Origin of the sequence: Streptomyces sp. NPDC053750 (genome assembly GCF_044544295.1) — a bacterium.
Lineage (GTDB): Bacteria > Actinomycetota > Actinomycetes > Streptomycetales > Streptomycetaceae > Streptomyces.
In genome coordinates this window covers 170,575-192,622 of the sequence record NZ_JBITXB010000010.1, presented here as the reverse complement: position 1 = coordinate 192,622, position 22,048 = coordinate 170,575, and the positions used below count along the sequence as shown (strand labels likewise).

Annotated in this window: 17 protein-coding genes and 1 tRNA gene; 14 read left to right on the top strand and 4 right to left on the bottom strand. The window is 72.1% G+C overall.

Features of this window, described 5'->3' with window-relative positions; all coding sequences use genetic code 11:
- Positions 1-5: 5 nt before the first annotated feature.
- Entirely contained in the window at positions 6-1,211 is a 1,206-nt protein-coding gene (locus ACIGO6_RS26815; RefSeq protein WP_399880492.1) for a sugar phosphate isomerase/epimerase family protein, read from the top strand.
- Positions 1,212-1,290: 79 nt separating this feature from the next.
- Here the strand turns inward: ACIGO6_RS26815 and ACIGO6_RS26810 are convergent, their stop codons facing one another.
- The 4 genes from ACIGO6_RS26810 to ACIGO6_RS26795 all read right to left on the bottom strand — a co-directional run bounded on the left by ACIGO6_RS26810 (position 1,291) and on the right by ACIGO6_RS26795 (position 7,894).
- The gene (locus ACIGO6_RS26810; RefSeq protein WP_399880489.1) at positions 1,291-2,670 is read right to left on the bottom strand and encodes an OFA family MFS transporter; all 1,380 of its coding nucleotides are present in this window, start codon (positions 2,668-2,670) and stop codon (positions 1,291-1,293) included.
- Between the two features lie 121 nt (positions 2,671-2,791).
- Positions 2,792-4,948 (bottom strand): acetate--CoA ligase family protein, encoded by a 2,157-nt coding sequence (locus tag ACIGO6_RS26805; protein WP_399880486.1) that lies wholly within the window; start codon positions 4,946-4,948, stop codon positions 2,792-2,794.
- A gap of 1 nt (position 4,949) precedes the next feature.
- Positions 4,950-6,182, bottom strand: a complete 1,233-nt coding sequence (frc, locus tag ACIGO6_RS26800; protein ID WP_399880857.1) for a formyl-CoA transferase — start codon at positions 6,180-6,182, stop codon at positions 4,950-4,952.
- Positions 6,183-6,211: 29 nt separating this feature from the next.
- Positions 6,212-7,894 carry a thiamine pyrophosphate-binding protein gene (locus ACIGO6_RS26795; protein WP_399880483.1) on the bottom strand — a complete coding sequence of 561 codons (1,683 nt, stop codon included), beginning with the start codon at positions 7,892-7,894 and terminating at the stop codon, positions 6,212-6,214.
- Between the two features lie 143 nt (positions 7,895-8,037).
- Here ACIGO6_RS26795 and sucC point away from each other — a divergent pair, with 143 nt between their 5' ends.
- The 13 genes from sucC (at position 8,038) to ACIGO6_RS26730 (ending at position 22,023) form a co-directional block, all read left to right on the top strand.
- The gene (gene sucC / locus ACIGO6_RS26790; protein WP_399880480.1) at positions 8,038-9,180 is read left to right on the top strand and encodes an ADP-forming succinate--CoA ligase subunit beta; all 1,143 of its coding nucleotides are present in this window, start codon (positions 8,038-8,040) and stop codon (positions 9,178-9,180) included.
- A gap of 14 nt (positions 9,181-9,194) precedes the next feature.
- Positions 9,195-10,097, top strand: coding sequence for a succinate--CoA ligase subunit alpha (gene sucD / locus ACIGO6_RS26785; RefSeq protein WP_399880478.1), 903 nt, complete (start codon positions 9,195-9,197; stop codon positions 10,095-10,097).
- On the top strand, positions 10,094-11,635 hold the full coding sequence (locus tag ACIGO6_RS26780; RefSeq protein WP_399880475.1) for an aldehyde dehydrogenase family protein: 1,542 nt from the start codon (positions 10,094-10,096) through the stop codon (positions 11,633-11,635). Before sucD ends, ACIGO6_RS26780 begins: the two co-directional genes overlap by 4 nt.
- Positions 11,636-11,832: 197 nt before the next feature.
- A tRNA-Leu gene (locus ACIGO6_RS26775) sits at positions 11,833-11,917 on the top strand.
- 281 nt (positions 11,918-12,198) lie between these two features.
- Positions 12,199-13,464, top strand: coding sequence for an ATP-grasp domain-containing protein (locus ACIGO6_RS26770; protein WP_399880473.1), 1,266 nt, complete (start codon positions 12,199-12,201; stop codon positions 13,462-13,464).
- Positions 13,461-14,384, top strand: coding sequence for a Rossmann-like domain-containing protein (locus ACIGO6_RS26765; RefSeq protein WP_399880471.1), 924 nt, complete (start codon positions 13,461-13,463; stop codon positions 14,382-14,384). Before ACIGO6_RS26770 ends, ACIGO6_RS26765 begins: the two co-directional genes overlap by 4 nt.
- Positions 14,381-15,478 carry a PLP-dependent cysteine synthase family protein gene (locus tag ACIGO6_RS26760; RefSeq protein ID WP_399880468.1) on the top strand — a complete coding sequence of 366 codons (1,098 nt, stop codon included), beginning with the start codon at positions 14,381-14,383 and terminating at the stop codon, positions 15,476-15,478. The genes ACIGO6_RS26765 and ACIGO6_RS26760 overlap by 4 nt, the downstream gene beginning before the upstream one ends.
- On the top strand, positions 15,475-16,512 hold the full coding sequence (locus tag ACIGO6_RS26755; RefSeq protein ID WP_399880465.1) for a mandelate racemase/muconate lactonizing enzyme family protein: 1,038 nt from the start codon (positions 15,475-15,477) through the stop codon (positions 16,510-16,512). Before ACIGO6_RS26760 ends, ACIGO6_RS26755 begins: the two co-directional genes overlap by 4 nt.
- A 47-nt stretch (positions 16,513-16,559) precedes the next feature.
- Entirely contained in the window at positions 16,560-17,798 is a 1,239-nt protein-coding gene (locus tag ACIGO6_RS26750) for an MFS transporter (protein WP_399880854.1), read from the top strand.
- Complete coding sequence (locus tag ACIGO6_RS26745) at positions 17,795-18,643, top strand: class I SAM-dependent DNA methyltransferase (protein WP_399880463.1); 849 nt, start codon at positions 17,795-17,797, stop codon at positions 18,641-18,643. Before ACIGO6_RS26750 ends, ACIGO6_RS26745 begins: the two co-directional genes overlap by 4 nt.
- A 28-nt stretch (positions 18,644-18,671) precedes the next feature.
- Entirely contained in the window at positions 18,672-20,246 is a 1,575-nt protein-coding gene (locus ACIGO6_RS26740) for an ABC transporter substrate-binding protein (protein WP_399880460.1), read from the top strand.
- Positions 20,243-21,196 (top strand): ABC transporter permease, encoded by a 954-nt coding sequence (locus ACIGO6_RS26735; protein ID WP_399880457.1) that lies wholly within the window; start codon positions 20,243-20,245, stop codon positions 21,194-21,196. Before ACIGO6_RS26740 ends, ACIGO6_RS26735 begins: the two co-directional genes overlap by 4 nt.
- A complete protein-coding gene (locus ACIGO6_RS26730) occupies positions 21,193-22,023 on the top strand; it encodes an ABC transporter permease (RefSeq protein WP_399880454.1) in 831 nt (276 codons plus the stop codon). The genes ACIGO6_RS26735 and ACIGO6_RS26730 overlap by 4 nt, the downstream gene beginning before the upstream one ends.
- Positions 22,024-22,048 lie beyond the last annotated feature (25 nt).

Below are 22,048 nucleotides of genomic sequence, written 5' to 3'. Positions count from 1 at the left end.
CACACGTGACCCTGTTCTCCGACCCCTCCCGCACCGACGCCGCCACGGACTCGGCCGTCGACGGCCCGGGCGAAAGCCTGCGCCGCACCCTCGGCGTGGACCGGCGCCGCTTCCTCAGCACGTGCACCGCCGTGGCCGCCGGAGCCGTCGCGGCCCCCGTCTTCGGCGCCGCCCCCGCCCTGGCCCAGGACCGGGACAGAGACCACGACCACGACCACGGACGCGGCGGGCAGGTCCTCGTCCCGGCGCACAAGCGGGGCATCATCCTCTACACCGTCCGTGACGCCACCGGCCGCGACCCCCTCGCCTCCGACCTGCCCTCCGGCTTCCGCGAGGTGTTCAAGCAGCTCGCCCGGCACGGCTACCGCCAGGTGGAGTTCGCGGGCTACCGCCAGCACGCCAACGCACCCGGCGGCGCCGACCTGGGGACCGTCGCGGGCGCCAAGCTGCTGCGCGGCTGGCTCGACGACTACGGCCTGCGCGCCCAGGGCAACCACGGCTTCATCCCGCCGTCCTGGCCGCTGACCACGGCGGACAAGGACACCTTCAAGCAGAACCTGGAGATCGCCAACATCCTCGGCATGGACCACATGGGCACCGGCGGCGACCCCACCGGCAGCTCCTACCGCGCCGACTGGGACGTGGCCGCCGACAAGTGGAACGCCCTGGGCGAGACAGCCCGCCGCGAGGGCATCAAGCTCTACACCCACAACCACGACAGCGCCTACGGCTTCCTGCTCGACGGCGGCCCGCTGGACGACCAGGGCCGGCCGACCCGCAGCTCGGGCATCCGGAAGCTGGAGTACTTCCTCAAGGTCACCGACCCGAGGCTCGTCTGGCTGGAGATGGACATCTTCTGGGCCCACGTCGCCCAGTACAAGTTCCACACCTACACCGCCCACGACGGCTCCACCCGGAAGAACGTCTTCGACCCGGCCGGTCTGGTCGCCCGCAACAACAAGCGCTACCCGCTGTTCCACGCCAAGGACGGCGTGGTCAGCACGACCAACGGCATGGGCTACGACATGGTGCCCTTCGGAACCGGCGTCATCGACTACACGACGTTCTTCTCCCGCGTTGGACAGCGGAACTACCACAACCCGATGGTCGAGGACGACAACTCCCCGAGCGCCACCGACCCCGCGCAGTCGCTGCGCGAGGCCAAGATCAGCTACGACAACATGGCGGCCCTGCGCAAGCGCCGCCACTGACCCGGAACACGGACCGGGCGGCCCCTCCCGCGTGCTGGGGGAGGGGCCGCCCGGTCCGTGCGAGGAAGACTCCGTCAGGTCATCCCTCGCCGAGTGGCCGGGGGTTGGGCGTGACGCGCTTGCCCTTCGAGCGTCCCGGTGGTTGCAGGAACAACGCCACGAATCCGGCGAAGATCGAGATGCAGCCCGCCAGGGTGAAGGCGCCGTTGTAGCCCCAGGCGCCGACGACCACGGCACCCATGCCCGCTCCCAGACCGGAGACGAGCTTGGAGCTGTAGACCATCCCGTAGTTGGTGGCGTTGTTGTTCTCGCCGAAGTAGTCCGCCGTCAGTGCCGCGAACATCGGGAAGATGGCACCGCCGCCGAAACCGGAGACGGCGGAGAAGATCAGGAACAGCGGCAGGTTCTTGATCTCGGCCGACCAGATGATGCCGAACTGGGCGAGGCCCAGGATCGCGCACACGTAGAGCAGGCACTGCTTGCGGCCGTAGAGGTCGGAGAGCCAGCCGATGACGCCGCGCCCGGTGCCGTTGACGATCGCCTTCAGCGACATCGCGGTGGCCACGATCCCGGCCGCGAAGCCCGCGTCCTCGCCGATGTCGACCTGGAAGGCGATGCCGAAGATGTTCACGCCGGAGGTGCAGGCGAGACAGAACCACATCAGCGCCACCCGGCCGGTCCGCCAGGCCTCCATGGGGGAGTACTGCTTGACGGCCGGGGGGTTCTTCTCCAGCGAACGCCGGGCCCGCGGGTCGTCCGGCGGGTTCAGCGGGTCGACGGCGGCCGGCCACCAGTTCTTCGGCGGGTCCCGGAAGTAGAAGCCGGCGATCGCCACCGTCGCGGCGAGGAAGACACCGGCCGAGACCAGCACCCAGCGGAAGTTGGAGCCGTCCATGTAGCCGTGGAAGATGAAGACGAACGGCACCGAACCGTAGGCGAAACCGCCGTTGACGAAGCCGGTCTTCCCGCCCCTGCGCTCCGGGTACCACTTGCCGACCATGTTGACGCAGGTCGCGTACACCATGCCGGCACCCATGCCGCTGAACACACCGAACCCGATGAAGGCGAGCGCGACGTGCGGCGCGAACGCCAGCGACAGATAGCCGAGCAGCGTGCCGGCCGACCCGATCATCATCGCCCAACGCGCCGGCAGCTTGCCGCTCTCACGCAGCCGCCCCGCCGGAAAGGCGACCGCGGCCTGGCAGAACACCCAGGCGGTCATCATCCAGTAGATGCTGTTGCTGGACCAGTGGTGGGCTTCGTGGAGCGTGTCCTCGGCGGACGCGAACGCGTACTCGGCGGAGGAGATGCCCATCATGCCGATCCAGGGCAGGATCACCATCCACTTGCGTTTGCGCCCCATGATGTCGATGTCGGACTCGCCCACGCGATAGACGCGTCCGTTCCTGTCGGTCACCTCCTGGTATTCGGCGACCCGTGTGACGTCGGTGGTTGTCATGTCGTTTGCACCCCTTGCGTCGAAAGCTCTGGCCAGCGCCCCCTGTCCAATGCCTTTCGTGCGCGCGCGGGTCCCGGGCCGGCCGACGCGCACCCGTCGGCCGGCCCCTCGCTGCCTCAGCTCATGAACCGCCCCCCAGCAACCCCGCGGCCCGCGCCCAGCGGTACTTGGCGCCCAGCACCGCGACCGGCTTCTCGGTCGTGTACGGGTACGCCACGACCCCGCGCTCGAAGAGGTACTGGCACGCCTCCTCCACCTCCACGTCGCCGGCGAGAGAGGCCACCACCGGCTTCTCGACGCCCCGCTCGCGGAACTCGGCCACCACGCGCGCGGTGAGCTCGGCGAACACCATGGGAGGCGTGACGATGGTGTGCCAGTAGCCGAGGACCAGCGCGTGGATGCGCGGGTCCTCGAGACCCAGCCGGATCGTCGCCTCGTACGTCGACGGAGGCTCGCCCCCGGTGATGTCCACCGGGTTGCCCGCCGCCCCGAACGGCGGGATGAACGCGCGGAACGCGGCGTCCAGGTCCGGCGGTATCTCCATCAGCGACAGTCCGTTGTCCGTCACCGCGTCCGAGAGCAGCACCCCGCTGCCGCCGGCCCCGGTGATGATCACCACGTTGTCTCCCGCGGGGGCGGGAAGCACCGGCAACGCGCGCGCGTACTCCAGCATCTCGTTGAGGCCCGGGGCACGGATGACCCCGGCCTGCCGGAGGATGTCGTCGTACACGGCGTCGTCCCCGGCGAGCGCCCCGGTGTGCGATCCGGCGGCCTTCGCGCCCGCCGCCGTCCGCCCCGCCTTGAGCACCACGACCGGCTTCTTCGGTACGGTCGCCCGCGCGGCCTCCACGAAGGCACGCCCGTCCTTGAGGTCCTCCAAATGCATCGCGATGCACTCGGTGTGCGGGTCCTCCCCGAACCAGGTCAGCAGGTCGTCCTCGTCCAGGTCCGACTTGTTCCCCAGGCCGACGATCGCCGACACGCCCGTCTTCGTGGTCCGCGCGAACCCCAGTATCGCCATCCCGATGCCGCCCGACTGCGAGGTCAGCGCGACGCCGCCCTTGACGTCGTACGGTGTGCAGAAGGTGGCGCACAGGTCCTGCCAGGTCGAGTAGTAGCCGTAGATGTTCGGTCCGAGCAGCCGGATGCCGTGCCGCTCGGCGACCGCCACGATCTCGTCCTGGAGGGCGTGCTCGCCGGTCTCGGCGAATCCGGAGGGGATCAGTACGGCGTTGGGGATGCCCTTGCGTCCCACCTCCTCCAGCGCCGCGGCAACGAACCTCGCGGGGATCGCGAAGACCGCCACATCCACCTCACCGGGTACGTCGGTGACACTCTTGTACGCCTTGCGGCCCAAGATGTCATCGGCCTTGGGGTTCACCGGGTGTATCTCGCCCGCGAAGCCCCCGTCGACGAGGTTGCGCATCACCGAGTTGCCGATCTTGCCCGGCTCGCCCGACGCGCCGATCACCGCGACCGACGAGGGCTGCATCAGGCGGCGCATCGAGGTGAGCATCTCCTCGCGCGTGTACCGGCGTCGTTCCTTGGGCGTGTCGGTCGCGAGGATCACCCGGATGTCGGCGGCGACCGCGCCTTCGGGCGTGGCGATCACCGGGTTGAGGTCCACTTCGGCGATCTCCGGGAAGTCCGCGACGAGTTCGGAGACCCGGCGGATCTGTTCGGCCACCGCCCACCGGTCCACGCCGGCCTGCCCGCGCACCCCGCGCAACACCTGAGCCGCCCGGATCGAGTCCAGCATGGACAGTGCCTCGTCGGCGGACACGGGTGCGAGCCGGAAGGTGACGTCCTTGAGCACCTCGACGAGCACCCCGCCGAGCCCGAACGCCACCACCTTCCCGAACGTCGGATCGGTCACCGCCCCGACGATGACCTCCTGGCCCGGCGGCAGCATCTCCTGGACCTGCACACCCTCGATGCGCGCCGACACGTCGTACGCGCGCGCGTTGGCCACGATCCGGCAGAACGCGGCCCGGACGTCCGCCGCGCCCTCCACCCCGACGACCACACCGCCGGCGTCGGTCTTGTGCAGGATGTCCGGCGACACGATCTTCATCACGACCGGCCCGCCGAAGCGCGCCGCGCACGCCACCGCCTCGTCGACGTCCCGTGCCAGCTCCTCACCCGGTACGGCGATCCCGTAGGCGTCGGCGAGCACCTTGCCCTCGGGAGCGGTCAGCGCCGTGCGCCCCTGGGCGCGTACGGAGTCCAGGAGCCGGCGCACCTGCGCCACCCGGGCCACCCGGTCCTCGGCCGTCACGTCAGATCACCCCGTTCGACTTGAGCAGGCGCAGCTCCTCGTCGCCGAGGCCGAGCTCGCCGACGTAGACCTCTTCGTTGTGCTCGCCGAGCAGCGGTGAACTGCTCACCTCCACGGGGGAGTCGGAGAGCTTGAGCGGGCTGCCGACGGTCACGAACTCGCCGCGCTCGGGATGGGGAACGGTGACGACCATCCCGTTGGCGGCCAGCGAGGCGTCCTCGATGATCTCCTTGGTGGACAGGATGGGCCCGCACGGGATGTTGTGCGCGTTCAGCCGCTCCAGCACCTCCCACTTGGGCAGGGTGGACGACCACTCCTCGATCAGCTGGAACATCTTGTTCAGCTTCGGCAGCCGGGCCTGCGGCGTCGCCCACTCGGGGTCCTCGGCCAGCTCGGGCCGGCCGATCAGCTCGCTCAGCGGTTGCCAGCCGACCGGCTGGACGATGACGTACACGTAGTCGTTCGGGCCGCCCGGCGCGCACTTGACCGCCCAGCCGGGCTGCCCGCCGCCGGACGCGTTCCCGGACCTGGGAACCTCGTCGCCGAAGTCCTCGTTGGGATATTCGGCGAGTGGACCATGGGTCAGGCGCTGCTGGTCGCGCAGCTTCACCCGGCAGAGGTTGAGCACCGCGTGCTGCATGGCCACGTTCACCCGCTGACCACGTCCGGTGCGCTCCCGCTGGTACAGCGCTGCGAGGATGCCCGCCACGACGTGGACGCCCGTGCCCGAGTCCCCGATCTGGGCCCCCGTAGCCAGCGGTGGCCCGTCCTCGAAACCGGTGGTGGACATCGATCCGCCCATGGCCTGCGCGACGACCTCGTACGCCTTGAAGGCGGTGTACGGGCCCTCGCCGAACCCCTTGACGGAGGCATAGACGATCCGTGGATTGATCTCCCTGATGCGGTCCCAGGTGAACCCCATCCGGTCGACCGCGCCCGGTCCGAAGTTCTCGACCATGACGTCCGAGCGCCGGATCAGCTCGGTGAGGAGTTCCTTGCCGCGCTCGGTCTTGGTGTTGAGGGTGATACTCCGCTTGTTGCAGTTGAGCATCGTGAAGTAGAGGGAGTCGACGTCCGGCAGGTCGCGCAGCTGCTTGCGTGTGATGTCACCGCTCGGCGCCTCCAGCTTCACGACGTCCGCGCCGAGCCAGGCGAGCAGCTGGGTCGCCGAGGGCCCGGACTGCACATGCGTCATGTCCAGGACGCGGATGCCGTCAAGTGCCTTGGCCGGCAGTCCAGTAGTGCTGGTCATGGGGGTTCACCTCACTTGTACATCGTCTGGTTCATGGTTCCGGGGGCGTACGCGTCCGGGTCCACCCAGACGTTGATCAGGGACGGCTTGCCGGACTCCCGGGCGCGCCTGAGAGCCGGGCCGATGTCGGCCGGGTCGCGGACCTCCTCGCCGTGACCGCCCAGCATCCGGGCGAACTGGTCGTAGGGGACGTCGCCGAGGGTGTTGCCGACCCGCTCGCGTTCCTTGCCGTACTTGGCGGCCTGGCCGTAGCGGATCTGGTTCATGGAGGAGTTGTTGCCGACGATGCCGACGAAGGGGAGGTCGTAGCGGACGAGGGTCTCGAAGTCCCAGCCGGTGAGGGAGAAGGCGCCGTCGCCGAAGAGGGCGACGACCTCCTTGTCCGGCCGGGCCTGCTTGGCGGCCAGCACGAAGGGGACACCGACGCCGAGCGTGCCCAGCGGTCCCGGGTCCATCCAGTGGCCCGGTGACTTGGGCTGCACGACCTGACCGGAGAAGGTGACGATGTCGCCGCCGTCGCCGATGTAGACGGAGTCCTCGGTGAGGAAGTCGTTGATCTCGCTGACCAGGCGGTAGGGGTGGATGGGGGAGGCGTCCGAGCGGAGCTGCGGCAGCCGCTTGTCCAACGCGGTCTGCTCGGCCGCGCGCAGCTCGTCGAGCCACTCCTTGCGCCTGGACGCACCCCCGTTGACCCGCCCGGTCGCCGCCTCGGTCACCGACTTCAGGACGAGCCCCGCGTCGCCGACGATCCCGAGGTCGATGTCGCGGTTCTTGCCGACGGTGCGGTAGTCGAGGTCGATCTGGACGACGGTCGCGTCCGGGGAGAGCCGCTTGCCGTAGCCCATGCGGAAGTCGAAGGGCGTGCCGACGATGACGATCACGTCGGCGTTGGAGAAGGCGTACCGGCGCGAGAGCTGGAAGTGGTGCGGGTCGCCGGGGGGCAGGGTGCCGCGTCCGGCGCCGTTCATGTACGCCGGGACGTTCAGCGTGCGGACCAGTTCGACGGCCGCCTCGGTCGCCCGCGTCGTCCACACCTGGCTGCCGAGCAGAATGGCCGGCTTCTCCGCGTGGACCAGCAGGTCGGCGAGCTTCTCGACGGCCTCCGGATCGCCGGGTGAACGGGTCGAGGCACGATAGGCCCCGGCCTGGGGGACGCGTGCCTTCTCGCTCGGCACCTTGGCGTCCAGCACGTCGCGCGGGATCTCCAGGAAGGAGGGTCCGGGCGCCCCGTGGTAGCACTCGCGGAACGCCATCGACACCATGTCCGCGGCCCGCGCGGTGTCCGGCACGGTCGCCGCGAACTTGGTGATCGGCGTCATCATGTCGACGTGCGGCAGGTCCTGGAGGGACCCCATCTTGTGCTGCGTGTGCGCGCCCTGTCCGCCGATCAGCAGCATCGGGGACTCGGCGCGGAAGGCGTTGGCGACACCGGTGACGGCGTCGGTCGTACCCGGCCCGGCGGTGACCACCGCACAGCCGGGCTTTCCGGTGATGCGGGCGTAACCGTCGGCGGCGTGCGCCGCCACCTGCTCGTGGCGTACGTCGACGACCTCGATGCCCTCGTCGACGCAACCGTCGTAGATGTCGATGATGTGGCCGCCGCACAGGGTGTAGATGCGGTCGACCCCCTCGGCCTTGAGGGCCTTGGCGACGAGGTGACCGCCGGAAATGACGTCCTGGGTGTCGTCGGGCATGGCGAAGTCCTGTCCCTTCACGAGGGGTTGGGGCGCTCTCGCGGTACATTGCATACAGTCGACGAATACTGTATGAAGCTTGTTATCCCGCATCCGGTGGGTGGTGTCCAGGGGGCGTGCGGCACTTTCAGTCAGGAGCCGAAATGGACCTGTACGAACACCAGGCAAGGGAACTCTTCGCAGAACACGGCATCGTGGTACCGAGGGCCGAGGTCACCGACTCGCCCGAGCGGGCCCGCGAGATCGCCCGCCGGCTCGGCGGGCGCGTCGTCGTCAAGGCGCAGGTGAAGACCGGCGGGCGCGGCAAGGCGGGCGGAGTGCGGCTCGCGGCCGACCCGGCCGCCGCCGAAGAAGCGGCGCGCCACATCCTCGGCATGGACATCAAGGGCCACACGGTCGGCACGGTGATGCTCGCCGAACCGGTCGACATCGACCGGGAGTTCTACGTCTCCTACGTCCTCGACCGCACGGCCGGCCGCTTCCTCGCGATCGCCTCGGCGGAAGGGGGCATGGAGATCGAGGAGGTCGCGGCCGAGCGGCCCGAGGCCGTGGCCCGCATCCCCGTCGACCCGGCCGTGGGCGTGCACACGGCCACGGCGGTACGCATCGCGGACGCCGCCGGCCTGCCCCCGCAGACCGTCGACACGCTCGTGCGGCTCTGGAAGGTACTCGTCCACGAGGACGCCCTCCTTGTGGAGGTCAACCCGCTGGTCAGGACGGTCGACGGCAGGATCGTGGCCCTCGACGGCAAGGTCACCCTCGACGACAACGCCCTCTTCCGCCAGTCCCGTTGGGCAGGCGAGCAGTCGACGTCCGCCGACCCGCTGGAGGCGCGGGCCGCGGCCAGGGGCCTCAACTACGTCAAGCTCGACGGCGAGGTCGGCGTCATCGGCAACGGCGCCGGACTGGTCATGTCGACCCTCGACGTGGTCGCCGGCTGCGGCGCCCGCCCCGCCAACTTCCTCGACATCGGCGGCGGCGCCTCCGCCCGGGTCATGGCCGACGGCCTGTCGGTCGTCCTCTCCGACCCCGCCGTGAAATCGGTCCTCGTCAACGTCTTCGGCGGCATCACCGCCTGCGACGCGGTCGCCGACGGCATCGTCCGGGCCCTGGACGAGGTCCGGCCGACCAAGCCCCTCGTCGTACGCCTCGACGGCAACAACGCCGCCCGGGGCCGGGCCCTGCTCGACGCACGCGCGCACCCGCTCGTCGAACAGGCAACCACCATGGACGGCGCCGCCCGCCGTGCCGCCCGACTCGCCACCGCGGCGTCCACCGCCGGATAAGGAGACAGGACGACATGGCGATCTACCTCACCAAGGAGAGCAGGGTCCTCGTCCAGGGCATGACCGGCGCCGAGGGCATGAAGCACACCCGCCGCATGCTGGCCGCAGGCACCGACGTGGTCGGCGGCGTCAACCCGCGCAAGGCGGGCCGCACCGTCGACTTCGACGGGTGTGCCGTGCCGGTCTTCGGGTCGGTGCGCGAGGGCGTCGAGCGCACCGGCGCCGACGTCACCGTCGTCTTCGTACCGCCCGCCTTCGCCAAGGCCGCGGTCGTCGAGGCCGCCGACGCCGGCATCGGCCTCGCCGTCGTCATCACCGAGGGCATCCCCGTCCACGACTCCGTCGCCTTCACCGCGTACGCCAGGACCAGGGGCACCCGGATCGTCGGCCCCAACTGCCCCGGCCTGATCACACCCGGCCAGTCCAACGCGGGCATCATCCCGCCCGACATCACCAAACCGGGCCCCGTCGGCCTGGTCTCCAAGTCGGGCACGCTCACCTACCAGCTCATGTACGAGCTGCGCGACACCGGCTTCTCGACCTGCGTCGGCATCGGCGGCGACCCCGTCGTCGGCACCAGCCACATCGACTGCCTCGCCGCCTTCGAGGACGACCCCGACACCGAACTGATCGTCCTCATCGGCGAGATCGGCGGCGACGCGGAGGAACGCGCGGCGGCCTACATCCGCGACCACGTCACCAAGCCCGTCGTCGGCTACATCGCCGGTTTCACCGCGCCCGAGGGCCGGACCATGGGCCACGCCGGCGCGATCGTGTCCGGCTCGTCGGGCACGGCACGGGCGAAGCAGGAGGCGCTGGAGGCGGTCGGCGTGCGGGTCGGAAGCACCCCCACCGAGACCGCGCGGCTCGTCGTCGCCGTACGCGCGGGCGAAGCACGGGACGGAGCCCCCGCATGACACCCACCCTCACCCTCAAGCCCGGCACCTCCTGGTCCGACGCCTGGCAGCGCTGCCTCGCCGTCGCCCCCGAGGCCTTCCGGGACGACCGCGTCCTCAACCTCTGGAACGCCGGCTGGCAGGCGGACGGCCGTGTGCTGCCCGCCACCAGCCCCGTCGACGGCACCCCGATCACCGGCCCGCCCCGGCTGGACGGCACTACGGCCCAGCGAGCCGTACGTGCCTCGCTCGACCAGCACCGCGCCTGGCGCCACGTCCCCCTGCCCGAACGCCACGCCCGCGTCGCGGCGACCCTCGACGCCCTCGCCCAGCACCGCGAACTGCTGGCGCTGCTGCTCGTGTGGGAGATCGGCAAACCCTGGCGACTGGCGCAGGCCGACGTCGACCGGGCCGTGGACGGCGTGCGCTGGTACGTCGACGGCATCGAGGAGATGACCGAGGGCCGGGCCCCGCTGGACGGTCCGGTGTCCAACATCGCGAGCTGGAACTACCCGATGAGCGTGCTCGTTCACGCATTGCTGGTACAGGTACTGGCGGGCAACGCGGTCATCGCCAAGACCCCGACCGACGGCGGCGTCGCCTGTCTGACCCTGGCCTGCGCACTCGCCGCCCGCGAGGGACTTCCCGTCACCCTCGTCAGCGGCAGCGGGGGCGAGCTGTCCCGGGCGCTGGTGCGGGCGCCCGAGATCGGCTGCGTCTCCTTCGTCGGCGGGCGCGACACCGGCGCCGCCGTCGCCACGGCCGTCGCCGACCTCGGCAAGCGGCACATCCTCGAACAGGAGGGACTCAACACCTGGGGCATCTGGAACTTCACGGACTGGGACGCGCTCACGGCGGTGATCCCGAGGCTCTTCGACTACGGCAAGCAGCGCTGCACCGCCTACCCGCGCTTCGTCGTCCAGCGGCAGCTGTTCGACGCGTTCCTCGCGGCGTATCTCCCGGCGGTCCGCACGCTGCGCGTCGGCCACCCGCTCGCCGTCGAGACACCGGACGACCCCTACCCGGTTCTGGACTTCGGGCCGGTGATCAACGCGGCCAAGGCGAAGGAGCTGCGGGACCAGGTCGCCGAGGCCGTCGACCGCGGTGCCGTACCGCTGCACCGCGGCAGCGCGGCCGACGCGCGGTTCCTGCCCGGCCAGGACACCTCCGCCTACGTGCAGCCGGTGACTCTCCTGAACCCGCCCCGGTCCTCACCGCTGCACCACGCGGAGCCGTTCGGCCCGGTCGACACCGTCGTCCTGGTCGACACCGAGGCCGAGCTGCTCGCCGCCATGAACGCCTCGAACGGCGCGCTGGTCGCCACGCTGTCCACGGACGACCGGACGACGTACGACAGGCTGGCGCCGCAGATCCGCGCGTTCAAGGTCGGGCACGGCGTCCCCCGCTCGCGCGGCGACCGCGACGAGCTGTTCGGCGGACACGGGGCGTCCTGGCGCGGGGCCTTCGTCGGCGGCGAGCTGCTGGTGCGCGCCGTCACGCAGGGACCGGCGGGGGAGCGGCTGCCCGGCAACTTCCCGGGCCGGCACCTCATGCCGTAGGGGCCCAGGACCCGCGAGCGCGGCGGCGAGCCGTGGGTGACCGGCCGGTCACTCATGGTGCGAGCCTGTGCGGTGCGTCGCCGCGGTCCCGGGACCGCCACTCAGGGGAAGGAAACGCAGGTGAAAGGCACTGCGAAACCTTGGTATGGTTGTCCATGTCGCCGCGGGGAACACCCCGGCAAGGCGGCAGACACCTGGTCCGGGTGGCGGAATGGCAGACGCGCTAGCTTGAGGTGCTAGTGCCCTTTATCGGGCGTGGGGGTTCAAGTCCCCCCTCGGACACAAGATCAGGCAGTGGAAATGCCGGTCGGGAGAAATCCCGGCCGGCATTTCGCGTTGTCCGGCGGGCGTGTCCGTCCTCCTCCGCCCCCTCAACCTCTGCCCTCTCCTCCTCCGCCCCTTCCGGCTCTGTCCTTTCCTGCTCCGTCCTTCCCGGCGTGACCGCGAACACGTGACAATGAAAATGATTATCGATAGCGTGTCCAGGCGGTGGCCCGCCCCTCCTTCACGAGGGTGTGTCGGGCTGCCCCGACGTCTGACCACACCACGGGAAAAGGGGAGTTGTGGCTCATCTGCTGGTCGTTGAGAGCTGGGTCGGGTCGATGAGCCGGCTGCTGCCACGAGCGCTGCGGGAGGCGGGGCACGAGTTCACCTTCCTCACCCGCGACCTGCACCACTACCTGCGGTCCGCCCCGGAGGGGACCGCGCACCCACTGCTCGGCGCCCGCAACGTGCTCACCGCCGACACGAACGACATCGAGACGCTGCTGCCGTACGTCGAGCGGTTGCACGGTCTGCTGGCCTTCGACGGCGTGCTGACCTCCTGCGACTACTACCTGCCGGCGGTGGCACGGATCGCCGCCCACCTGGGCCTGCCCGGCCCGGGAGCGGAGGCCGTGGAGCACGCCTGCCGCAAGGACGCCACGCGCCGCGTCCTCGCCGCCGCCGCGGTGCCCGGCCCGCGCTTCGCCGTCCACGAGGAGTGGGCCGACCTCACCAGGGCCGCCGCCGAGATCGGATACCCGCTGGTCGCCAAGCCGGTCGACCTCTGCGCGGGCATGTTCGTACGACGCGTGGACGACGAGGCGGAACTCGCCGCCGCCGTACGCGCCCTGGCCGACTTCCCCGTCAACGCGCGCGGACAGCGCAGGGCGCCCGCGGTGCTGCTGGAAGAGCTGCTCGACGGGCCCGAGGTCAGCGTCGAGACCGTCTCCCACGCGGGTGCGGTCCAGGTCGTCGGCGTCACCGACAAGAGCGTCGGCGGCGCCCCGGCCTTCGTCGAGACCGGCCACATGTTCCCCGCCGCCCTGACCCCCGCCGACACCGAGGCCGCCGAGCAGACCGCCCTGCACGCCCTGAAGGCGCTCGGCCTCACCGACGGCGTCGTGGCGCACACCGAGATCAAACTGACCTCCGCCGGTCCCCGCGTCGTCGAGGTCAACCCCCGGCCCGCCGGAAACCGCATCACCGAGCTGGTCCGCCACGTCACCGGCATCGACCTCGCCGCCGCCTTCGTGGACGTCTCCCTGGGCCGCGCCCCCGACCTGCGCCGCACCGACACCGGACTGCGCAGCGCCGCCATCGGCTTCCTGGTGCCCGAGACCACGGGCACCCTCCAGACGCTCGACGCCGACCGGCCGCCGCACCTGCCGGACACCCCGCACGTACTGGAGGTCCAGCTGCCCGAGCCCGGCCGGACGGTCAGGGCGGCCGGCAGCAACAACGAGTACCTCGGCCACGTCATGACCGGCGACCCGGACGGCCTCGGTGCCCGCGAGCGTGCCGAGACCCTGCTGGCGGGGCTGCGCGCGGGTCTGGTGATCCGATGACCGCCACCGTCCCCACCTCGTCGGCCGCTTCCTCGGCGGTCCCCGCCCCGTCGTCCGTCCCCGACGTCCCGACGTACGACGGTCCGGTCGCCGTCACGCCGTACGACGACCTGGTCGCCCAGGTCCGCGCCGGCGCCCTCGGCCCCGACCCGGCCACGCAGCGGATCGCCGTCGCCTTCACCACCCGGCAGGCTGTCCGGCACACCGGTCGCGGCACCGGTTACCGCAACGAGGTGCTCAGCCTGCGCCTGGGCGCGGCCCTCGGCAGCTGCGCCGTCGAACCCGGCGCACTCCCCGACGAGGCGCTCCACGCATGCGTCGGCGCCGATGTCGCCCGGCTGCTCGACCACCCGCTGGCCGCCGTACGCCTCGCCGCCCTCGACGCCTACCTGATGCACGTCACCCCGCACACCCCCGAACACGGCGCGCTGCCCCACCCCCTGCCCGCCGGGTCGTCCCTGGAGAAGTCCCGGGCCCGGGCGGCGGCCGTGGCCGACCTGCTCGACCTGCCGCCCGGGTCGGTCGTACTCGTGGTCGGCGTCGTCAACTCCCTCCTCGAAGCGCTGCGTGCACGCGGACTCGACTACGTGCCCTGCGACCTCAAGGGCGGCACGACCGAGTGGGGCGAGCCCGTCCGCGCCGACGCGCTCACCGCCGCCGACCACTGCGACGCGCTGCTCGTGTCCGGCATGACGCTCGGCAACGGCACCTTCGAGCCCCTGCGGCGGCACGCGCTGCGCCATGACAAGCAACTGGTGATGTTCGCGCAGACCGGCAGCGCCGTACTGCCCCGCCTCCTCGGCCACGGGGTCAGCGCCGTGAGCGCGGAACCGTACCCCTTCTTCTGGCTCGACGGCGGGCCCACCACCCTCCACCAGTACCGCCACCGCCCCACCGGCCCCGGCGGGGGCTCCCGATGACCACGACCGCCGTACGTCCCGCCGCCCGCCGCGAGCTGCTCACCCTGCTCGGCCGCACCCCGACCGTACGCATCACCGCCCCACTGCCCGGACCCCACCCCGGTTTCTGGGCCAAGCTCGAAGGGCTCGCCGCCGGCGGCATGAAGGCACGGGCCGCCGTGTCGATGCTGCTCGGCGCCCGCGAGCGCGGCGAACTGCTGCCCGGCGACCCGGTGGTGGAGTCCACCTCCGGCACTCTCGGCATCGGGCTGGCGTTCGCGGGACAGGCACTGGGGCACCCCGTCGTCCTCGTCGGCGACCGCGAACTGGAACCCTCCATGCGCCAGTTGCTGCACGCCCACGGCGCGCGCCTGGAACTCGTCGACCGACCCGCCCCCGAGGGCGGCTGGCAGGGCGCCCGGCTCGCCCGACTGCGCGAGCTGCTCACCGAACTGCCCGGCGCCTACTGGCCCGACCAGTACAACAACCCGGACAACACCGCGGGCTACGCTTCCCTGGCCGCCGAACTCGCCGTCCAGCTCGATCACCTGGACGTCCTGGTGTGCAGCGTCGGCACCGGCGGACACAGCGCGGGCGTCATCGGCCCGCTGCGCCGGCACTGGCCCGCACTGCGGCTGATCGGCGTGGACGCCACCGGCTCCACGATCTTCGGCCAGCCCGCCCGGCCCCGCCTGATGCGCGGCCTCGGCAGCAGCATCCACCCGCGCAACGTGGCCTACGACGCCTTCGACGAGGTCCACTGGATCGGCCCCGCGGAAGCCGTCGACGGCTGCCGGCGCCTGGCCCGGGGCAGCTTCGTCAGCGGCGGCTGGAGCACCGGCGCCGTCGCCCGCGTCGCCGCCTGGGCGGCCCGCGTCCACCCCGGCGCGGTCGTCGCCACCGTCTTCCCGGACGGCCCGCACCGCTACCTCTCCACGGTCTACGACGACGACTTCACCACCGCCCACGGCCTCGACCCGGCCACGGCCGCCACCCGGCCGGTCGAGATCCCGCACCCGTACGCGGCCGAGGCCACCGGCTGGACCCGGTGCACGAGAGTCACCGACCCCCTCCGTGTCCCCGCCCCCGCCCCTGCCGTGAAAGAGAACCCGTGAAAGCCACCACGCGCACCGTACGGCTCACGCTCGCCGAGCCGCTGCGCATATCCCGCTCCACCATGACCGCACGCGACGCCGTGTGGCTGACCGTCACCCACGACGGGCTGGAGGGCCACGGCGAGGCCGTCACCAGCGTCTACCACGGGCTGGACACGGCGGCGCTGCTCCGCCACCTCACCGCCGTCGACCTCGACCCCTTCACCACCCCGGACGACGCCCTGGAGGCACTGAGGGACGGCAGGCTCGCCGGAGCGGACACCCCGCCCGCCGTCACCGCCGCCGTCGAGTCCGCGCTCCTCGACCTCACCGGCCGGCTCACCGGAGCCCCCGTCCACCGCCTCCTCGGCGCCCCGTCCGCCCCCGTGGCCGCCACCGCCCGCACCATCGGCATCACCGCCCCGCGACACGCCGCCGCCGAGGCCCGCCGCCTGACCGCCGCCGGATTCCAGATGCTCAAGATCAAGGCGGGCGCCGACGACCCCGAGGAGGACGTGGAACGCGTACGGGTCGTGCGCGACGCCGCCCCGCACGCCCGGCTGCTCCTCGACCCCAACGGCGCCTGGACCACCGCCCGTGCCGAGGCCCTGCTGCCCCGGTTCGCGGAACTCGGCGTCGAGGCCGTCGAACAGCCCCTGGTCCCCGGCGACATCGAGGCGCTGGCCCGCCTCGCCGCACGCTCACCGCTGCCCGTGATCGCCGACGAGGACGCCGTGACCCTGGAGGACGCCCGGCGCCTGGCCGGCCGCGTGCACGGCGTCAACGTCAAACTCGCCAAGTGCGGCGGCGTCCACGCGGCCCTGCGCATCGCCGAGGCCCTCGAGGACAGCGGCACCGCGCTGATGCTCGGCTGCCTCACCGCCAGCTCCCTCGGCCTCGCCCCCGCCGTCCACCTCGCCGACCGCGCCCGCTGGACCGACCTCGACGGTCACCTGCTGCTCGCCCACGACCCGTGGACCGGCATCGGCGGCGCGGACGGGTTCGTCCGGGCGAGCGAGCGGCCCGGACTCGGCGTCGACGAGGTGGCGCCGTGAGCACGCCGCACACCACCCGGCACGAGAAGTGGCACATGTGGCACGAGATGCGCCGCTTCCCCCTGGCCGTCCGTCTCCTGCTCGTCAACCAACTGGGTGTCAACACCGGCTTCTACCTCCTCATCCCCTACCTCGCCACCCACCTCGGCGAGAACCTCGGCCTGTCGGCGGCCGTCGTGGGCGTCGTCCTCGGCGTGCGCAACCTCAGCCAGCAGGGCCTGTTCCTCATCGGGGGTTCCGCCGCCGACCGCCTCGGCGCACGCGGCGTCATCATCGCCGGATGCGCCCTGCGCACCGCCGGGTTCGCCCTGTTCGCGCTCGGTGACAACCTGGGCGTGCTGCTCGCCGCCTCCGTGCTCAGCGGCGTCGCCGGGGCGCTGTTCAACCCGGCCGTGCGGGCCTACCTCACGCAGGAGGCGGGGGAGCGCAAGGCCGAGGCGTTCGCGCTGTTCAACGTCTTCGCCACCACCGGCGCCCTGATCGGTCCGCTGCTCGGCAGCGTCCTGCTCCTGGTCGACTTCCGCACCTCCGCGCTCACCGCCGCCGGGATCTTCGCGGTGCTCACCGTCGCGCAGGCACTGGTCCTGCCGGCCCGGAAGGCGACCCCGAGCGGCGGCACGGTCCTCGGCGACTGGCGCGAGGTCGTCGGCAACCGCGCCTTCCTGGCGTTCGCCTGCGCCATGACCGGCATGTTCACCCTGGAGAGCCAGCTCTACCTGCTGCTGCCCGAAGGAGCCCGGCAGGCCACCGGCTGGGACGGCGCCGCCGGCCTCGTCTTCGTCGTCGGCACCCTCGCCAACCTGACCCTCCAGCTCCGTATCACCCGCACCCTCAAGACCCGGGGCGGCAGAGCCGGCTGGATCGCCGTCGGGCTCGCCCTGATGGCCCTGGCGTTCCTGCCACCGGCCCTGGTCGCGGGCGGCACCTCCACCGGCCCGCTCGCCGCCGTGCCGGCGCTGCTCGGCGCCCTGCTGCTCTACCTCGGCCTGATGGTCGCCTCGCCCTTCGTGATGGAACTGATCCCCCGCTTCGGCCGCCCCGAACTGACCGGCACCTACTTCGGGATCTTCTACGTCGTCTCCGGCGTCGCCGCAGCCGCCGGCAACACCGCCGTCGGCTGGGCCATGGACGCCGGCGAACGCGGCGGGGCCGCCTGGCTGCCCTGGGTGTGCTGCGCCCTGGCCGGTCTGGCCTCGGCGGGCGCAACCGCCTGGCTGTCCCGGCGCGGCGCCCTGCCCGAGCACCCGGCCCCCACCGCACCCGTGGGGGAGAGGAGCACCGCATGACCCGCGTGACCCGCACGACCACCCCTGGGACCGGGGAGGGCGGCGCCCGCCCGATACCCGGGAACCTGCTCACCGACCACCCCGAGCTGTACGAGGCCCGCTTCCCCGACCCGGACCGTCTCGCCGCCCGCTGGACCGAGGACTGCCTGCGCCGCCACGAAGGGGGCCCCCGCGTCCTGGACCTGGGCTGCGGCACCGGCCGCGACGCCGCCCACCTGCACGCCGGCGGGCGACGGGTCACCGGCGCCGACCTCTCCGAGGCGATGCTCACGCACGCCCGCACCCACCACCCGGGGCCGGACTACGTCCACGCCGACCTGCGCGGATTCGACCTGGGCCAGAGCGTCTTCGACGCGGTGGTCTGCCTCGACAGCGCCCTGCTGTACTGCCACACCGGCGCCGCGCTCGACGGATTCCTGACCTCCTGCCGCCACGCCCTCGCCCCGGGCGGCCTGCTGGTCGCGGAGATGCGCAACGGCGCCTACTTCCTGGGCCGTACGGACCTGCTCGACACGCCCAGGGCCGACGCGTTCACCTGGCGGGGCACCGTCCACCGCTCCGTCACCACGCTCACCGTGGACCGTACCGCCCAACTCCTGCGCCGTACCCGGGTCTGGACCACCGACGACGTCGCGTCCCCGCCCGTCGAGCAGCACTCCGCGTGGCGGCTGCTGTTCCCCCAGGAGCTGCGCCACCTGCTCACCGCACACGGCTTCGAGGTCCTCGAACTCCACGACGGGCCGGGGCCCCGCACCGAACCGCCCTGGCGGCAGGGCCTGTTGCCCGGAGCGAATGCCGACGCCGACCGGCTGCACGTAGTCGCGCGCCGGAACACCACTGACTGACCACTCCCAGAAGAAGAGACGCCACCCCATGCACCAGGACCCCTTCCCCGGCCTGCGCCGACGCGGCTTCCTCGCCGCCACCACCGGTGTCGCCGCGCTCACCCTCGTGGGCTGCGGCGGCTCCGACGACCCCACCGGAACCGGAACCGACGACAAGGGCGCCACCCCCAAGCGCGGCGGCCGGCTGCGCGCCGCGTTCGCCGGCGGCGGCGCGAGCGAGACCCTCGACCCGCATCTGGCCAACCTCTTCGCCGACGTGGCCCGCGCGAAGGCACTCTTCGACAAACTCGCCGACTACGGCGCCGACCTGTCCGCCCAGCCCCGCCTCGCCACCCAGTGGGAGCCCAACAAGACCCTCGACCGCTGGCAGGTCACCCTGCGCGAGGCCACCTTCCACGACGGAAAACCGGTCACAGCCGCCGACGTCCTCTACAGCTACCGCCGCATCGCCGACCCGAAGCAGGCGTTCCGTGCCAAGGCCTCCCTCGAACCCATCGATCTCGACGCCAGCCGCGCCACCGGCGAACGCACCGTCGAGTTCGTCCTCAAGCGGCCCACCGCCGAATTCCCCAACATCCTGGCCGCGTTCGGCGCGTACATCGTCCCCGACAAGGCCACCGGGTTCGACGACCGGCCGATCGGCTCCGGACCCTTCCGCTTCGTCTCCTTCGCCCCCGGCCGCTCCGCCGTCTTCCGCCGCTACGACGACCACTGGGAGGGCGCCCCGCACCTCGACGAGATCGAGTTCGTCGTCGCCAACGAGGAGTCCGCACGGGTCAACGCCCTCCTCGGCGCGCAGGTCGAGTACGCCCACGAACTCAACCCGACCACCGCCCGCGCCCACGAGGGCAAGGGACAGATCGAGATCGTCCGGCTCAAGGGCAGCGCCATGCAGGCCTTCGCCATGAAGACCGACCGTGCCCCCTTCGACGACAAGCGGGTCCGCGAGGCCTTCTTCCTCATCGCCGACCGGCAGGAACTCATCGACGGCGCCCTCTCCGGCGCCGGCCAGATCGGCAACGACCTGTTCGGCAAGGGCTACGAGTACTACGCCGACGGGCTCCCGCAGCGCGCCCAGGACCTCGACCGGGCCCGCGCCCTGCTCAAGCAGGCCGGCGCCGAGAAGCTGAAGGTCACCCTCGACACCTCACCGGTCGCCGCCGGGTTCACCGAGGCCGCGAGCATCTTCCGCGACCAGGCCGCGAAGGCGGGCGTCACCGTGGACGTCAAGGTCGGCAGCAAGGACTCGTACTGGAGCGACATCCTCGACGGCGGCACCCTGTGCTGCTACCGCTCCGGCGCCATGCCGATCGAGGCGCACCTCTCCCAGCGGCTGCTCACCGACTCCACCACCAACGCCACCAAGTGGCAGCACAAGGACTTCGACGCCCTCTACCAGCAGGCCCAGTCCACCCGCGACCAGGCAGGCCGCGCCGCCCTCTTCGAGCGCATGCAGCGCCGCCTGTACGCCGAGGGCGGCTTCCTGGTGTGGGGATTCGCCGACTGGATCATCGGAACCGCCCCGGGCGTCCGGGGCGTCGAGCGCGAGGCGCCCGCCAACACCCTCGACTGGGCCCGCTTCGACCGGGTGTGGCTCGCGTGAGCGCAGTACGCTCCTTCGTCGCCCGGCGGCTGCTCCTCGGCGCCGCGCAGACCGTGGCCGTCGTGCTGCTGGTCTTCGCGCTCACCGAGGCACTGCCGGGCGACGCCGCCGTCGCCCTCGCCGGCGACCAGCCCGACCCGGCCCGCATCGCCGCCATCCGCGAGGCGATGGAGCTGGACCGGCCCGCCCACGAACGGCTCGCCGACTGGGCGGCAGGACTGGCGCACGGCGACTTCGGCACCTCGCTGGCCTCGGGCCGGCCCGTCGCGCAGTACATCACCGACGCGCTCGGCCCGACCCTGCTGCTCGCCGCGCTCACCCTCGCCCTGCTCGTCCCGGTCGGCTTCGGCCTCGGCGTGCTCGCCGCCCGCCACGAGGGACGGCTCGTCGACCGGGTGGTCAGCTCACTCACCCTCGCGGTGTACGCGGTCCCCGAATTCGCCCTCGGGGTACTGCTGGTCACCGTCTTCGCCCTGCAACTGGCCTGGCTGCCGCCGACCGCCGTCGGCCACGGCACCGACCTCCTCGCCCATCCGGCGGTCCTGGTCCTGCCCGTCCTGGTCCTGCTCTCCCGGCCCGTCTGCTCCCTGGCCCGCCTGGTCCGGGCCGGCATGGTCGACGCCCTCGCCTCCCCGTACGCCGCCCACGCCCGCCGCTACGGCGTCCCCGGCGCCCGCATCCGCTACGCCCACGCCCTGCCCAACGCCCTGGCCCCGGCCGCACAGCAACTCGCCCGCACCGTCGACTGGCTGCTGTGCGGCGTCATCGTCGTGGAGGCCCTCTTCGTGATCCCCGGACTCGGCACCGTCCTCCTGAACGCCGTCGCCGAACGCGACGTACCGGTGGTGCAGGGCCTCGCCGTGGTGTTCGGCGCCCTGACCGTCGTCCTCAACCTCGGCGCCGACCTCGTCGCCCACCGCTTCGCACCCCGGGCGGGGGTGGCCGCGTGACGTCCACGCAGCCGGCGGCGCGGCGCCGCCCGGGCATCCGCCGCTACGCGCTCGGCGCGACGGTCGTCGCCGTACCGCTCCTCCTCGCCCTCCTGGGACCGCTGTTCGCGGGCGAGCCCGGACCACGCGCGACCTCCTTCACCCTGGGCGACGGACACTGGCTCGGCACCGACTTCGTGGGCCGGGACGTGTGGCACCAGGTGCTGCACGGCGGCCGTACGGTCGTCGTCACCGCCCTCGCCGCCACCGCCCTGGCCTACCTGGTCGCCCTGCCGCTGGGACTCGCCGGCGCGCTGACCCACGCGCGGTGGCTGGAGGAGGCGCTGATGCGCCCCCTGGACGTGCTGCTCGCCGTGCCGTCACTGCTGCTGATCCTGCTGGTGGCGTCCGTGTTCTCGCCCGGCGCCGTCGGGCTGGCGCTGCTGGTGGCGCTGGTCAACGTGCCCGACGCGGCCCGGATCGTACGCGCCGCCGGGGCCGAGGCGGCGGCCCGGCCCGCGGTCGAGGCGCTGCGCATGCAGGGCGAGACGTGGTGGCGGATCGCCGTCGGCTACGTCGGACGCTCAGCCCTGCGCACCCTGGCCGCCGACGCGGGCGTCCGCCTCACCGGCGTGCTGTACCTGGTCTCGACGGCCGCCTTCCTCGGGGTCGGCGTCACACCGGACGCCGCCGACTGGGCGGTCATGGTCGACCGCAACCGCACCGGACTGTTCGTACAGCCCTGGGCCGTGGTGGTCCCGGCGCTGCTGATCGTGGCCCTGACGACCGGCGGCAACCTGCTCTTCGACGCCGCACTGGTGAAGCCACGGAAGGGAGGACGGCCGTGAACCCCCGCAAGGATGCCGTCGTACG

Excerpts from the sequence above, each read along its gene's own strand:
- ACIGO6_RS26760 (WP_399880468.1), top strand. The coding sequence starts at position 14,381 with ATGACCACGACCGCCGTACGTCCCGCCGCCCGCCGCGAGCTGCTCACC.
- ACIGO6_RS26765 (WP_399880471.1), top strand. The coding sequence starts at position 13,461 with ATGACCGCCACCGTCCCCACCTCGTCGGCCGCTTCCTCGGCGGTCCCC.
- ACIGO6_RS26780 (WP_399880475.1), top strand. The coding sequence starts at position 10,094 with ATGACACCCACCCTCACCCTCAAGCCCGGCACCTCCTGGTCCGACGCC.
- sucC (WP_399880480.1), top strand. The coding sequence starts at position 8,038 with ATGGACCTGTACGAACACCAGGCAAGGGAACTCTTCGCAGAACACGGC.
- ACIGO6_RS26810 (WP_399880489.1), bottom strand. The coding sequence starts at position 2,670 with ATGACAACCACCGACGTCACACGGGTCGCCGAATACCAGGAGGTGACC.
- ACIGO6_RS26745 (WP_399880463.1), top strand. The coding sequence starts at position 17,795 with ATGACCCGCGTGACCCGCACGACCACCCCTGGGACCGGGGAGGGCGGC.
- ACIGO6_RS26750 (WP_399880854.1), top strand. The coding sequence starts at position 16,560 with ATGCGCCGCTTCCCCCTGGCCGTCCGTCTCCTGCTCGTCAACCAACTG.
- sucD (WP_399880478.1), top strand. The coding sequence starts at position 9,195 with ATGGCGATCTACCTCACCAAGGAGAGCAGGGTCCTCGTCCAGGGCATG.
- ACIGO6_RS26740 (WP_399880460.1), top strand. The coding sequence starts at position 18,672 with ATGCACCAGGACCCCTTCCCCGGCCTGCGCCGACGCGGCTTCCTCGCC.
- ACIGO6_RS26795 (WP_399880483.1), bottom strand. The coding sequence starts at position 7,894 with ATGCCCGACGACACCCAGGACGTCATTTCCGGCGGTCACCTCGTCGCC.